General features: G+C 47.1%; 16 protein-coding genes and 1 rRNA gene. 16 read left to right on the top strand and 1 reads right to left on the bottom strand.

The features are described 5' to 3' along the window. The 14 genes from GUA98_RS21530 (at position 1) to GUA98_RS21465 (ending at position 11,411) form a co-directional block, all read left to right on the top strand. Positions 1 to 252 (top strand): hypothetical protein, encoded by a 252-nt coding sequence (locus GUA98_RS21530; RefSeq protein ID WP_153979934.1) that lies wholly within the window; start codon positions 1 to 3, stop codon positions 250 to 252. Between the two features lie 109 nt (positions 253 to 361). Further along, the gene (sigY, locus tag GUA98_RS21525; RefSeq protein ID WP_153980848.1) at positions 362 to 889 is read left to right on the top strand and encodes an RNA polymerase sigma factor SigY; all 528 of its coding nucleotides are present in this window, start codon (positions 362 to 364) and stop codon (positions 887 to 889) included. Between the two features lie 2 nt (positions 890 to 891). Next, positions 892 to 1,230 (top strand): DUF5345 family protein, encoded by a 339-nt coding sequence (locus GUA98_RS21520; protein ID WP_153979933.1) that lies wholly within the window; start codon positions 892 to 894, stop codon positions 1,228 to 1,230. Next, positions 1,223 to 1,438 carry a hypothetical protein gene (locus tag GUA98_RS21515; protein WP_227779943.1) on the top strand — a complete coding sequence of 72 codons (216 nt, stop codon included), beginning with the start codon at positions 1,223 to 1,225 and terminating at the stop codon, positions 1,436 to 1,438. The genes GUA98_RS21520 and GUA98_RS21515 overlap by 8 nt, the downstream gene beginning before the upstream one ends. A 146-nt stretch (positions 1,439 to 1,584) precedes the next feature. After that, positions 1,585 to 1,968 (top strand): ATPase, encoded by a 384-nt coding sequence (locus GUA98_RS21510; RefSeq protein ID WP_095292512.1) that lies wholly within the window; start codon positions 1,585 to 1,587, stop codon positions 1,966 to 1,968. A 220-nt stretch (positions 1,969 to 2,188) separates the two neighbouring features. After that, positions 2,189 to 2,476: an Asp-tRNA(Asn)/Glu-tRNA(Gln) amidotransferase subunit GatC gene (gene gatC, locus GUA98_RS21505; protein ID WP_095292515.1), complete on the top strand. Its 288-nt coding sequence runs from the start codon at positions 2,189 to 2,191 to the stop codon at positions 2,474 to 2,476. Between the two features lie 28 nt (positions 2,477 to 2,504). Beyond that, positions 2,505 to 3,962 carry an Asp-tRNA(Asn)/Glu-tRNA(Gln) amidotransferase subunit GatA gene (gene gatA / locus GUA98_RS21500; protein WP_095292518.1) on the top strand — a complete coding sequence of 486 codons (1,458 nt, stop codon included), beginning with the start codon at positions 2,505 to 2,507 and terminating at the stop codon, positions 3,960 to 3,962. A 26-nt stretch (positions 3,963 to 3,988) separates the two neighbouring features. Continuing rightward, positions 3,989 to 5,428 carry an Asp-tRNA(Asn)/Glu-tRNA(Gln) amidotransferase subunit GatB gene (gatB, locus tag GUA98_RS21495; RefSeq protein WP_095292521.1) on the top strand — a complete coding sequence of 480 codons (1,440 nt, stop codon included), beginning with the start codon at positions 3,989 to 3,991 and terminating at the stop codon, positions 5,426 to 5,428. Positions 5,429 to 5,569: 141 nt separating this feature from the next. After that, positions 5,570 to 6,034 carry a GNAT family N-acetyltransferase gene (locus tag GUA98_RS21490; RefSeq protein WP_153979932.1) on the top strand — a complete coding sequence of 155 codons (465 nt, stop codon included), beginning with the start codon at positions 5,570 to 5,572 and terminating at the stop codon, positions 6,032 to 6,034. A gap of 33 nt (positions 6,035 to 6,067) precedes the next feature. After that, a complete protein-coding gene (locus GUA98_RS21485; protein WP_127539905.1) occupies positions 6,068 to 6,778 on the top strand; it encodes an MgtC/SapB family protein in 711 nt (236 codons plus the stop codon). A 146-nt stretch (positions 6,779 to 6,924) separates the two neighbouring features. Next, on the top strand, positions 6,925 to 7,518 hold the full coding sequence (locus GUA98_RS21480; protein ID WP_153979931.1) for a hypothetical protein: 594 nt from the start codon (positions 6,925 to 6,927) through the stop codon (positions 7,516 to 7,518). Between the two features lie 26 nt (positions 7,519 to 7,544). Then, the gene (locus GUA98_RS21475; RefSeq protein ID WP_193724344.1) at positions 7,545 to 8,948 is read left to right on the top strand and encodes a DUF4097 family beta strand repeat-containing protein; all 1,404 of its coding nucleotides are present in this window, start codon (positions 7,545 to 7,547) and stop codon (positions 8,946 to 8,948) included. A gap of 171 nt (positions 8,949 to 9,119) precedes the next feature. Further along, positions 9,120 to 9,542, top strand: a complete 423-nt coding sequence (perR, locus tag GUA98_RS21470) for a peroxide-responsive transcriptional repressor PerR (protein WP_024631328.1) — start codon at positions 9,120 to 9,122, stop codon at positions 9,540 to 9,542. A 120-nt stretch (positions 9,543 to 9,662) separates the two neighbouring features. After that, on the top strand, positions 9,663 to 11,411 hold the full coding sequence (locus tag GUA98_RS21465) for a glycosyl hydrolase family 18 protein (RefSeq protein WP_193724343.1): 1,749 nt from the start codon (positions 9,663 to 9,665) through the stop codon (positions 11,409 to 11,411). Between the two features lie 143 nt (positions 11,412 to 11,554). Here GUA98_RS21465 and GUA98_RS21460 read toward each other — a convergent pair whose 3' ends face one another. After that, positions 11,555 to 11,953: a DUF2614 family zinc ribbon-containing protein gene (locus tag GUA98_RS21460; protein WP_095292538.1), complete on the bottom strand. Its 399-nt coding sequence runs from the start codon at positions 11,951 to 11,953 to the stop codon at positions 11,555 to 11,557. 131 nt (positions 11,954 to 12,084) lie between these two features. On the opposite strand from GUA98_RS21460, the gene GUA98_RS21455 reads away from it, so the two are divergent. Both GUA98_RS21455 and GUA98_RS21450 read left to right on the top strand, forming a co-directional pair. After that, the gene (locus tag GUA98_RS21455) at positions 12,085 to 12,957 is read left to right on the top strand and encodes a nucleotidyltransferase-like protein (RefSeq protein WP_227779968.1); all 873 of its coding nucleotides are present in this window, start codon (positions 12,085 to 12,087) and stop codon (positions 12,955 to 12,957) included. 453 nt (positions 12,958 to 13,410) lie between these two features. Further along, positions 13,411 to 13,733: ribosomal RNA gene (locus GUA98_RS21450) — 16S ribosomal RNA — on the top strand; the annotation flags it as partial.

Raw genomic sequence — 13,733 nt, 5'->3', positions numbered from 1 at the left:
GTGGAGAAAAAGCGCGTTATACCTTTTGAACGCCGTGCCAAGTATTCAGCAATGGAAGAGACTCGCCGGGTGATGGATACTGGCAAGCTTGAGTTAGCAACGGATCGTCCTCAACTACATAGCTACAGAAGCAAGGCAATGAATGAACCTTTGGAACAGCAGCAAAATATATGGAGAAGTCGAGTTTTGAGCAGCGGAGCCCGCAACCAGCCCTGGTTCGACAAGCTGCAGGAATACCGGAATGAAGTCTGATTGCCCGGGAAATTGTCGGCTTCAGATTTTTTTGTAATTCATTTGAACGTTTATGCAGAGACTGTCGTATTAACACAAGAATGAACGGGAAGCAGAGGTGAAGAACCAGATGGAAGCAGCCGAACTGGAAGAGGTCCGCAGGGCAGCAGCTGGAGATGATGCTGCGCTGGCGGCGCTGCTTCAACGTCATTATGCTTTCGTGTACAAATACTTGGTCAAGGTTACGATGGATCCTAACGCTGCTGAGGAAACCGTTCAGGATACGATGATTCGATGTATGGAAAATATTCATCGTTATGACGGTTCGTCTGCCTTTTCATCCTGGATGATTACCATTGCTACACGCATCTATATTGACAAGACAAGGCGTAAGAAAAGAGAAAATGGCTGGTTGGATATGATCCGTAGTGAGGCCGTTAGACGATTTCGATGGCAGTTTGAGAGCCGGGATGAAGAATGGACGGACGTCATGGATGCCATGACCAGGTTAACACCGGAACACCGTGTTGCTGTACTGTTGAAGCACTATTATGGCTATGGTTATGATGAGATTGGAGAAATGCTCGGTATTCCAGCCGGAACGGCGAAATCACGAACGGCCTATGGCCTTCGTCAATTGAGAAAGGAGTTGGGATAAGCATGAGCAGGACGGATGAACAAGATGAGCAAGAGCTCCTCGAACGACTGCAGCAGCAGATGAAAGTGCTGGATGACGCATATGAGCCAGTGAGTGTACCTTCATTAGCCTCGCTGGAAGTGCAGGTCAGAGAACGTAGACGAATCAAACGCCGCAAGAATCTGATCGAGATGATTTTGTTCTGGGTGATCGGGCTGATGGTCATTGCTTCCGGGGCGCTGCTGTTCCTGTCTGCTCCAGCTCTTTATGTGGGTATCCAGGCTGTTGGGGTAGCGGCAGCAGTGACAGCAGCAATCGTTTGGGCGGGCAAACATCGGAAGGAGGAGGCTTCTCATGAATAATATGCATTATTCATTGAATGAGATCTCTCCAATCTGGATGATATTGATTGCAATCCTTTTGTTCGTGCAAGGAACATGGATTTTTCAGGATGCACGTAAACGTGGGCGTTTCCCCTGGTTATGGGGATTATGGGGAATCACCGGATTCCCGACACCACTTATTGTATATTGGTTCGTAGTTATTCGTTCAGGTCGCAGACGGTCTTAACCTATAGGATAGACGATTGATAATCTGGTGATAAAAAAGATTTTGCACAAATATGTTGTTTAATTCTAGTAATCGTAGACATCGTTATTCTTTTCTAGTAGACTATAAAAATAAATATGAAAGATAGACTACCAGGAGGTTAGACGATGCTGCGATTAGGAGAAAAGGTTGTCATCGTCGCGGATGCGTTTGAGCAGAATCTTCCTGTGGGGGAATATGGTTACATCATCGCTTATGACCGGAATCCGGACAATGCGTTCGATTACGTGCTTCGAGTGCCGCAGGTGAACCGGAACTTTTTTGTTCCATCCGGCGACGTCGATCTGGAAGAGGTTCTGCTGAAGCAGGAAGCTGAGCGGGTCGAGCGAGAAGCGTTGATAGATTACGCCCTTGCGACACACAACGAGAAACTGTTTCATCACCTGATGAACGGAGATATTCAAGCTGTGGAAGAGGAAGAGGAAACCGCGAACGATGTTATGTCACAGGCGGATTTTATAAAGCAGGTTAATCTGCGTGCATGGATTTAAGATCTAGAGAGTCGGCTGATGCCGGCTCTTTTTTGATGATTGCATGGACTCCGATGATTGGGGTTATTTTGCTTATTAGACAAGTCAGGTCATTTGCATTGAATTGTCGAACCATCTCCCCTATAATGAAAAAAGTTATCTTGGGACTTTAGCCCGTTAAACGAGCGATTCGTTTCAGGCAGTTTCGGGAAGGTGAACGAAATGAAGGAGGCATCCGGAAATGAGTATTTCGAATAATGACGTTCAGCATGTGGCCAAGCTGGCCCGGCTCAATTTGACTTCTGAAGAAGAACAGACGCTTACAGGACAGCTGAACGCAATTTTAAAATATGCAGAGAAGCTGAATGAGCTGGATACTGAGAACATTGAGCCAACGACTCACGTTCTGCATGTCAGCAATGTGATGCGTGAGGATGAAACGAAGGAAAGCCTGCCAATCGAACAGGTGATGCGCAATGCACCGGAAGAAGAAGACGGGCAGTTTAAAGTGCCTGCTGTAATGGAATAACGGATAACCGGAAGGAGGACGAAATACCGTGAGTTTATTTGAACAATCGTTGCCTGAGTTACATAACAAGCTGCACGCCAAGGAATTGTCGGTCAGCGACCTGGTGGACCAAGCATATCAGAACATTAGTGCACGTGAAGACAAAGTTAAAGCATATCTTGCGCTGGATGAGGAACAGGCTCGTTCCCGTGCGCGTCAGCTGGATGACCGGCTCGTCAGTGGCGAGGAGAAAGGTTTGCTCTTTGGATTACCGGTAGGTATTAAGGATAATATCGTTACGAACGGACTGCGCACGACGTGCGGCAGCCAGTTTTTGCGCAACTTCGACCCGGTGTATGATGCAACGGTTGTCGAAAAGCTGAGAGCTGCAGATACAGTGACAATCGGTAAACTGAACATGGATGAATTCGCCATGGGCGGCTCGAATGAAAATTCAAGTTTCTATCCTGTACGCAACCCATGGGCGCTGGATCGTGTTCCAGGTGGCTCAAGTGGTGGTTCTGCGGCTGCAGTGGCTGCAGGCGAAGCGTACTTCACGCTTGGATCAGACACGGGCGGTTCCATTAGACAACCTGCTTCGTATTGCGGCGTTGTCGGCATGAAGCCGACTTATGGACTCGTTTCGCGTTTTGGATTGGTTGCATTTGCTTCCTCATTGGATCAGATCGGACCTCTGACGAAAAACGTTGAAGATTCTGCTTATGTACTGCAAGCAATTGCTGGCTATGATGCCAAAGATTCGACATCTGCAAAAGTGGAGATCCCGGACTACTTGAGCGGACTGACAGGTGATGTCAAAGGACTGCGCATTGCCGTACCGAAGGAGTACATTGGAGAAGGTGTTGATCCGCAAGTGAAAGAGACCATTCTCTCTGCCTTGAAAGTGCTTGAGGGACTCGGTGCTACTTGGGAAGAGGTATCCCTTCCGCATACCGAATATGCGGTGGCTACGTATTATTTGCTCGCTTCTTCTGAAGCTTCTTCCAATCTGGCCCGGTTTGACGGCGTGCGTTATGGCGTACGTGCAGATAACCCGGACAACCTGCTTGATCTGTATCACCAATCCCGCAGCCAAGGCTTTGGTCCGGAAGTGAAGCGTCGTATCATGCTTGGTACGTATGCGCTCAGCTCGGGTTACTATGATGCCTACTACCTGAAAGCTCAAAAAGTGCGGACATTGATCAAACAGGATTTCGATGACGTATTTGCCAAATATGATGTCATTATTGGACCTACTGCGCCTACAACCGCATTTAAACTGGGTTCCCAGGTGGATGATCCACTTACCATGTATCTCAATGACATCCTGACCATTCCGGTCAGTCTGGCCGGCGTACCTGCAGTGAGCATCCCGTGCGGCTTCTCGGATGGATTGCCTGTTGGCATGCAGATTATCGGTAAAGCCTTTGATGAAACGACTGTACTGCGCGTTGCGCATGCGTTTGAACAAAATACAGAATTCCACAAGCAGCGTCCGCAGCTGTAGACTGCCCGGAACGGAGGAATATTGAAATGTCTGCATCTAAATATGAAACGGTCATTGGACTTGAGGTCCATGTGGAGTTGCATACCAACTCCAAAATCTTTTGCGGCTGTTCTACGGCCTTTGGAGCACCACCAAACACCCATACTTGTCCCGTCTGTCTCGGACATCCGGGCGTATTGCCTGTACTGAACCGTCAGGCTGTGGATTATGCCATGAAAGCAGCGATGGCCCTTAACTGTACCATTGCTGATGTCAGCAAATTCGATCGTAAAAACTATTTCTACCCGGATTCACCAAAAGCCTACCAGATCTCACAATTCGATCAACCGATCGGTGAGAACGGGTGGATTGATATTGAAGTAAACGGAGAAACGAAACGAATTGGCATTACCCGTCTTCATCTGGAAGAGGATGCAGGTAAGCTTACTCACGTGGATGGCGGCTATGCTTCATTGGTTGACTTCAACCGTGTGGGTACACCTCTCGTGGAGATTGTATCCGAACCGGAAATTTCTTCGCCGGAGGAAGCACGTGCATATCTGGAAAAATTGCGTGCGATCATGCAGTACTGCGATGTGTCGGACGTGAAAATGGAAGAAGGCTCCCTCCGTTGTGACGCCAACATCAGTTTGCGTCCGCATGGGCAGGAGAAGCTGGGAACAAGAGCTGAACTGAAAAACATGAACTCTTTCCGTGGCGTTCAGCGCGGTTTGGAATATGAGCAGTTCCGTCAGGCTGAAATATTGGATGACGGCGGCGAAGTGGTTCAGGAGACACGTCGCTGGGATGAAGCGCAAGGGAAAACGCTGACGATGCGTGGCAAAGAGCAGGCGCACGATTATCGCTATTTCCCGGATCCGGATCTGGTCAAGCTGCATATTGATGCAGCCTGGAAAGAGCGAATCAAGGCTTCGATACCGGAGCTCCCTGACGAGCGCAAAGCACGTTATACGGCTGATTACGGATTGCCTAATTATGATGCAGAGGTGATCACCTCATCCAAAGCGGTTGCTGATCTTTTTGAAGACAGCCTGAAATATACGCAGGATGCCAAAGCCGTATCCAACTGGATTATGGGCGACCTGCTTGGTTATCTGAACAACAGCAACCTGGAATTGTCTCAGGTGCCTCTGACGGGTCAGGGACTTGGTGAGATGATCGGATTGCTGGAGAAGGGCACGATTAGCAGCAAAATTGCCAAAACCGTCTTTAAGGAAATGCTGGAGAGCGGCAAGCTTCCACAGCAGATCGTTGAGGAAAAAGGTCTTGTGCAAATCAGTGACGAAGGTGCCATTCTTGCCATTGTAGAGCAGGTTGTTGCGAACAACCCTCAATCCGTGGAGGATTACAAGGCAGGCAAACAGAAAGCGATCGGCTTCCTGGTAGGACAGGTTATGAAAGAAAGTAAAGGCAAGGCTAATCCGGGTCTGGTTAATCAACTGCTTGCAGATGTACTGAACCGCTAATCCATCCGGTAAGGCCGGACAGAAAGAGGCTCGTCCCTGTGACAGCCTCTTTTCTTATTTTTATAAGGCAAACACATGTGGTAAATAATCATGTACAGGTGTAATCGAATTCAGTTGCGTACGAAGGAGATGAGGGCGAGAATGAAGATTCAATTACTGTCGCTGAATGATCTGGAGACCACAGGACAGCTATGGCGGCTTCAGCATGTAGCCTATCGACTCGAAGCGGAGATGATTGGTTTTCAGGATATTCCGCCTTTGATGGATACGATCGAATCTCTGCAGAGCTGCGGGGAGACCTTTTACGGCTGCCTGGATGATGAAGAAGAACTCCTGGGTGCTGTTGCAGTGGCGGAGGAAGAGAAGGGCACATTGACGATCACACGTATGATGGTGCACCCTGAGCATTTTCGCAAAGGTATCGCAGCCGCATTAATGAGGCATGTATTCGAGCAGTACCCGGATCTTCCGCGGTATATCGTATCAACAGGTACATTGAACCAACCCGCTGTCAATTTATATACCAAATTCGGTTTCATACCTGTAGAGGTTACGTCGATTGCACCAGGTGTGGAATTAACGACATTTCATAAGAATAAACATTAATTATGTGAATTTTTTGAAGGAGGAATACCAGTTTTGGGCAATCCTTGGTTTATCGATGAGTGGCACATTTTATTGCGATTATTACTAGCCATGCTGCTTGGAGGACTTGTAGGTCTGGAGCGTGAACGTTCCAATCATGCTGCTGGTCTGCGTACCCACATTCTGGTCTGTCTCGGGTCTGCACTGATCATGATGTTGTCTGTTTATGGTTTTAAGGATTTTGCCAATGAATTAAATGTGCGGATTGATCCGGCTCGTCTGGCAACAGCGGTTATTACGGGTGTCGGCTTCCTGGGAGCGGGTACGATCCTGTTTACAGGAAAATCCATTACAGGACTTACCACCGCCGCTTCGATCTGGGTTGTAGCAGCCATTGGGCTGGCAGCAGGTGCGGGATTCTTTTTCGCCTCCATCGTATCTACGGTTCTGGTACTGCTTAATCTGTGGGTGTTCAACAAGCTGGAGCTCAGGTATATACGAGGAAACAAACTGCATGTCGTCACCCTGCATACGTTGTCTGAACCCGGCTTCCTGGAGCAGGTGTCTTCATTCATGGAGCAGGAGAAAATTAAAATACGCAAAATTACAGTCAATGAGCAGGATCTGGCTTTTGCCGAAGTCATTTCGGTTGAACGAAAGATTGAGATTGTCCTCCACGTACATGTACCACATGAACTCAATACAGTGCAGCTGGTAACTAAGCTAAGGCAGTGGGAGCATGTGACCAAAGTATCCATTGAATAAATCGTGAAACCCTCCTTAGGCCTGTTGTGCCGGAGGGTTTTTAATCATATCCATATTTCTTCCAGTTACTCTCCGCGCTCTTTAGGGTACTATCTAACCAAATGCATGTAGAGCGGGAATGCTATTTTATAAGAAAGGAGTATGTCATGAAAAGTAAACATCCGTCCGGAAAAAGGAGACAAACGGCCAAAACCAAGCCGCTTCGAAATCGGACACATAAATTTATTGCCGGATTGCTCAGTGCAATCATTCCTGGCCTGGGTCATATTTATTTGCGGCTGTATATGAGAGGTCTGACGTTTATGCTGCTTGTCTTACTCGACCTGTCAGCGCTTTTGTATTTTTCATCTATTGGCATACAGATTAATGTGCCCCTTTTAATTTTGCTCGCTTTGTTCATTCCAGTGATCTACTTTTATAATGTATTCGATGTACTGCAATCTGCGGATTGGGTCATGATGCGGAGACGCAGAGCTGCAACGCATGGAAATACGGACAAGCCTTTAATGAACGAGCGGGCTGTTGGTGAGGCCTTTATGGCATGGGAGCGAGGCATTTCGTTTGGACTGCTGCTTATTGTTGGTGGCGGGTTGATGGTGCTCTTCTTCCGCAAACCTCGCTGGTTTCAGGAGATGCTCGCTTTGTATGGTGGATATGTTTTTGCCGGTGTACTCATTATTGTAGGGCTGATCCTGTTCGGCCGTGAGATCTGGGTCATGCTGCGCAAGAAAAAAGGTTAGATTCGGAGAATGGAGGAGGGAAAATAATGAACCGTAAAGTCCGGGTCGGTCGCTATACGGCTGCCGCCTTAATCGTAGCGGTCGGTGTGCTGTTGATTTTGGATAAACGGTGGGGAACTGACTACGTATATGAAATGGTCGACTGGTGGCCATTGCTGCTAATCGCATTGGGTGTGGAATACATACTGTTGTTCCTGTGGACGCGCAGCAAGAAAAAGACATCCGCTGATGAGCTGCAGGATGAGAAAGTGAAGATGCGCTTCAGACCGGATGCCAAAGGCATCTTGGCTTCCCTTGTGCTAACGGCTGCGGTATTTATTGTGACAGAACAGGATCACTATATGCACTTATGGAACAGGGTGAGCCTTAATTTGGGAGCAGCCTCCATGGACTATAGCCAGGCAGCAGGGTACATGCAGGACAAGGGGACGATCCGCGTACCTGTCGGTATGGATACTTCCGATCTTGTCGTGCAGGGGGTTAATGGAGATATTTCGGTACAGCGCGGAGATACGGAAGAGATAGAGGTGCGCACCGTAGTATGGGTAGATAAGACATCCGAGGTAGAGGCAAAAGCTGTGGCAGATGCATCGTTTGTTGAAACAGACGGCACCAAGGTTATTCATATTACCGCAACGGGCAAGACTTATGGAGATAACGATAAAACACAGCCTCGCATGAATATGACGATTACGATCCCGGATGACCGGCGTTTTAATCTGGACATTCGCACTTCCAATGGAGCCATTTTGTTAAATCGGCCGGAGGCAATTAGCACTATTGTTGCTGAAACGGGGAATGGACGTATCCGGATTACGAATGCGGTAGGTGACATTACGGGCAAAACGTTAAATGGCGATGTGATTGTGGCCAATGCGATGGGGAATGTTGATCTGGATAGCAACCGGGGAGATATGAAGGCCCGCGGAGTTTCAGGAGATGTAGATTTGACCACACAGGTGGGGAGCATTAGCATTACGGATTCAATTGGTGATTTTACCGCTGAAACACGGAACGGAAATATTACGCTGGATGGCGCAAATCTCGCAATCAGGGCTCAGTCGCTGAATGGCAGCATTAGCATCGTTTCCTCCAAAATAGGTGGGGATTGGGATGTATACAGTGCGGTTGGTGCAATCAGCATTTTGTTGCCTCATCAGGGTGATTACAGTCTGAGCGGCTCCAGCAGTTACGGTGATCTGAAGACTGACCTGCCATTTACAGTGCAAAATAAAACCATTGAAGGCCAGCTTGGCGAAGGGGAATACACGGTTAAAATTGAAGGGAATAGCGACCTTACCATTAATCGCAACCCGGATGTGCCTTCAGCTGATACGAACAGTTCAAATCCGGAAGACATGGATGGCGATTTGGAGCAGAACGAAGATAACGGGGAGAATTCCCAGGATAATACCTCTGAAGTTCCGTAACTGCCGCGTTGACAATAAACTTACAATCGCCGTACAATAAAATAATAAAAGGCAAGGTTACATGGAAGGAAAGATTAAACGTCCTGTTCTTTGTCAAGAATCAACTCTGATGGATAAGATGGTATTGGATCTTGTTTATTCAGGAGAATGAAAGGTAAGGCGGTGGGTTTTATGGCAACACGTGTCCAACATGCGTTGGAGCATCTGAAGACGACCGGTGTCCGTATTACACCCCAGCGCCATGCCATATTGAATTATCTGATGGAATCCATGGGGCATCCGACTGCCGATGAAATTTACCGTGCGCTTGAACCCCAATTTCCCAGTATGAGCGTGGCGACTGTATATAACAATCTGAAGATGTTTCTGGAGGCCGGCATGGTTCGGGAATTGACATACGGAGATAACTCCAGCCGCTTCGATGCCAATGTGACGGATCATTACCATGTCATTTGTGATAAATGCGGTAAAATTGAAGACTTCAGTTATCCTTCGCTCAAAAGCGTTGAGCTCCAGGCGGAATCAAGTACCGGATTTGAAGTCCACGGGCACCGATTGGAAGTTTATGGTGTTTGTAAAAGTTGCAGGGATTAAGAGAGATGAATTACAATATTAACGTGCAGAATTCAGTTTGAGTTCTACACGTTTTTTGTTTTTTTAATCAAAGATTACATGTATGATTTTTACGCGGCAATGATATCTTCATGATTCAGCATGATTAACGGAGGTAGGCATTTGAGTAGAAAAAGCAGATATACAAGGCAGAAGAAGAGGCGTTCGTTCTGGCCTGGTTTTTTGGGAGCTTGTCTTATTGCAGGCGGTGCTTACTGGTTTATAACGAATGTATGGCTGAACCAGGTTCACGAGGACCCCGATTGGATCGGAATGAATCAGCCTATTTTTGTGGATGGTCAATTGATGGATAGTGAAGCTTCAGGAACGGGGGAGGAGCTTAAACTGCCGGTGAACGTACTGCAGGAGGCAATTGATCCTGGTATACGTTACGAAGCGGACACAGGCGATATCATTATTGCGACTCCGCAGCGTGTGCTTCATATGAAGGAAGGCAGCACCAAGGCCGAGCTCAATCATAAGGACTACCCAATGTCAGTTGAGCCTGAGGTCATCGGAGGAGAGGCATACATTCCTCTTAAGCCCTTGAAGGAAGTTTACGGGATTGCCGTACAGGAAGATACATCTACGGGTGCAGTTATATTGATGCGTGGAGGAGACACCATTCAATATGCGGAGATTGATACCTTGTCATCCAAAGCGGATAAAACCATTCCTTTGTACAAACGTGGAGGAGAGTCTTCCCCGATTATTGCGGATATGGAACAGAACGCCCGGGTACGGGTATGGCAGACAGGTGATGCGCAGAGTTTTGTTCAGCTGGATAACGGCTATGCCGGTTATGTGGATAATAAGTACGTTTCCCTGACAGAGAAAAAGGAGCTGGACAAGCCCAAATTCACTCTGACGTCTGCTGAGAAGAAGTGGCAGAATAAAACGGTAAATCTGGTGTGGGAGGCGGTATATAACCGTCAGCCTGATGTCAGTTCCATAGGCAAGATGCCGGGTGTGAACGTGGTTAGTCCAACGTGGTTCCATATTACGGACGGCCAAGGCAATGTGAAGAGTAAAGCCGATAAAGCGTATGTTAACTGGGCTCACCGTTCCGGAATGGAAGTATGGGGACTGATGGATAACAGTTTCGACCCGGATATTACAAAAGAGGCCGTAGCCTCATACGAGACCCGTACGCATATCATCGAACAGATGCTGCAATACGCCCAGACCTATCAATTGGATGGCATCAATATTGATTTCGAGAACGTATATACCGATGATGGACCCAACATTACTCAATTTGTTCGTGAGATTAAAGCGATGGCACGCATCCACGGACTCATGCTCTCCATTGATGTAACTCCAAAATCCAATAGTGAAATGTGGTCTGCATTTCTGGATCGACGTTCACTCGGTTCCTTTGTCGATTACATGATGGTTATGGCGTACGATGAGCACTGGGCTGCCAGTCCGAAGGCTGGTTCCGTCGCTTCGCTGCCTTGGACAGAGGCCGCTATGAGAAAAATTCTTGAAGAAGATGAAGTGCCTTCTAACAAATTGATTATGTCTGTTCCGCTGTATACACGAATCTGGACAGAAGAAGCAGACGAACAGGGAGAGATTAAAGTATCTTCCAAAGCGGTCGGAATGGATACTGTTGCTGATCTGATCAAAGAGAAGAAGCTCAAACCTGCGTTGGACTCTCAAACTGGACAGAATTATGTGGAATTTACTGAGGATGGGGCGACCAAGAAAATTTGGATAGAAGATGCCGTTTCTTTACAGGCCCGTGTAGAACTCATAGAATCACTCAAACTGGGTGGTGTAGCTGCCTGGAATCGCAGTTTTGCTAACGCATCAGCATGGAAGACATTACAACAGGTAAGTCGTTAGAGATAAACGGTTACTGAACTTATCTTTTTTATATGATTCGAATCCATTCATTGTTTGGAAAAAACGCAAAAAGGCTCGGTCTAGATACCGGGCCTTTTTTGTTGTTTACTCGTTCATCTTAGATGTGAAGTGAATGAGTGATGCTAGCCTTTTGGACTAATACGGTGATCCGTATCAGAAATAGATGGAGAAGGCGCTTTCAGATGAGGACGGTTTGTGTTCGCTTGATTAGGATCCAGAGTGAGGATGGTATGGCAGAACATACAACGATCCGTCTTGCCGAGCATTTTGGTCATTTTACCGCATTCAGGGCAATCCACTTGAACAGCGCTTGTAGACAACATTCCAGCCCAGAAGTAGATGGCCAGACTGGCCATCATGGCAACGAGTCCGATGACGAGTCCCACGGCTGCAAACACTTTGCCTGCATGTCCCCAAAACACAATTCCGGCAGTTCCCAGTACCATTAGCCCCATGCCTAGCATGGTGAGTAACAATCCCCAAGTGCGAAAAGCATTAATTTTAGCTGATTTAAAAATCATGAAAAATGCTCCTATCGTATGAGTAGTATCGGACCTGGAAAAGAAGGAAACTTTAGTCTGCATGTAGAATTACATTATAACTGACTTGGCGTTGAACTGCCATGAATTGTATGGAGGGAATCGTGGAATTAATGAACCTAGCTTTTTTATCCGGACAGTCGGAAGAGTCGGGGGCAGTTGGGGCTATCGCTTATTCCCATCCGGGTGAGCGATTCCACGGCTCCCTGATTCAGGATTTCGAATTGCTTGTTCTCATTGTCTGTGATACGGATCAAAGTATGTCGGACGTTGGTCATTACCGCTATGGGGACTTGCGCTATCAAATCATCTACGCGGGCCGTAACCAACTGCAGAGCAGCGTAATTACGGGGGATAATAACAATCTCATGCAATGCTTGATTGAGGGCGAGATCATATGGGAATCAGAAGGCGCCTTGAGTGCCCTGAGGGAAGAGCTATCCGCCTTTGGATTGGAGCTGCGGGAACAAAAGCTGCTGCATGAATTCGCAAGTTTTTTGAGAATGTATGTGGAGGCCAAGCGGCACATTCAGGAAGGGCACGTCGTTGATGCTTATTACAGTGTACTGGAGGCTTTGGGTAACTGGGCCAGGATTGTATTGATAGAACATGGAGTATACCCTGATCATGCTGTTTGGACACATGTGCAGAGTATGGATCGAGCGCTATGGAAGCTCTATCAGGAGCTTACGGTAAGCTCGGAGACGTTGGAACAGCGGGTGGAACTTGTTCTTCTTGCCTGTGAATTTTCTGTCATGTCCAAAATGGGTGATTGCTCGGAATTGCTTCTGCGGGTAATTAGAAGCCGAAAAGAAGCATGGAGAGTGGACGAGCTGGTCCATCATCCTCAATTAAGATTTGTAGGAGAAGATCTCCCTTTAATTCTGCGAAAACTAGTTCTTCGTTCTATTGTAAAGGAATCGGCTGGCTGGCCATCCCTGATAGGAGGCGAAGGGCGGGAGATTCGATATTGGATCGAAGCCTGAACAAGGCCGTATAGTTGAATGAATTGGTTTGGCAAAAGGAGGGGAAACCTTCCTTTTTTGTTTGTCATATAAATTATTAAAAACAGGTTGACTCGTACTTATGGAATGTGATACATTATATTTCGTTCCCCAAACGGGCTTTTAGAAAAAAACTTGTGAGGGACATGTTGAGAACTTAATGATTTGAAAAAAGAATCAAAAAAAAGTTCTTGACGAAGAGATACTGAATGTGATACATTATTTAAGTCGCCGCCGAAAACGCGGTTGACAAAAAAAGATGAATCACAAACAACGTTTGATCTTTGAAAACTGAACAACGAGTGAGTAACGATCTTACTTGTAAGATCGATGCTGAGAAATTGGTACAAGTCATCTGACTGTATGATTTCGAAGCGAAAATGAGATTTTTAATCTCGTCAGATTCAAAATGAGCTAATCGCTCTTTTCAATACTTTATTGGAGAGTTTGATCCTGGCTCAGGACGAACGCTGGCGGCATGCCTAATACATGCAAGTCGAGCGGAGTTGATAGGAAGCTTGCTTCCTTGATACTTAGCGGCGGACGGGTGAGTAACACGTAGGCAACCTGCCCTCAAGCTTGGGACAACTACCGGAAACGGTAGCTAATACCGAATACTTGCTTTCTTCGCCTGAAGGAAGCTGGAAAGACGGAGCAATCTGTCACTTGAGGATGGGCCTGCGGCGCATTAGCTAGTTGGTGAGGTAACGGCTCACCAAGGCGACGATGCGTAGCCGACCTGAGAGGGTGATCGGCCA

The organism is Paenibacillus sp. P13VS, assembly GCF_015143645.1.
In the GTDB taxonomy this organism is placed as follows: Bacteria; Bacillota; Bacilli; order Paenibacillales; family Paenibacillaceae; genus Paenibacillus; species Paenibacillus xylanilyticus_A.
The sequence above is the reverse complement of the archived record's forward strand: the minus strand, read 5'-3'. Positions and strand labels throughout refer to the sequence as shown.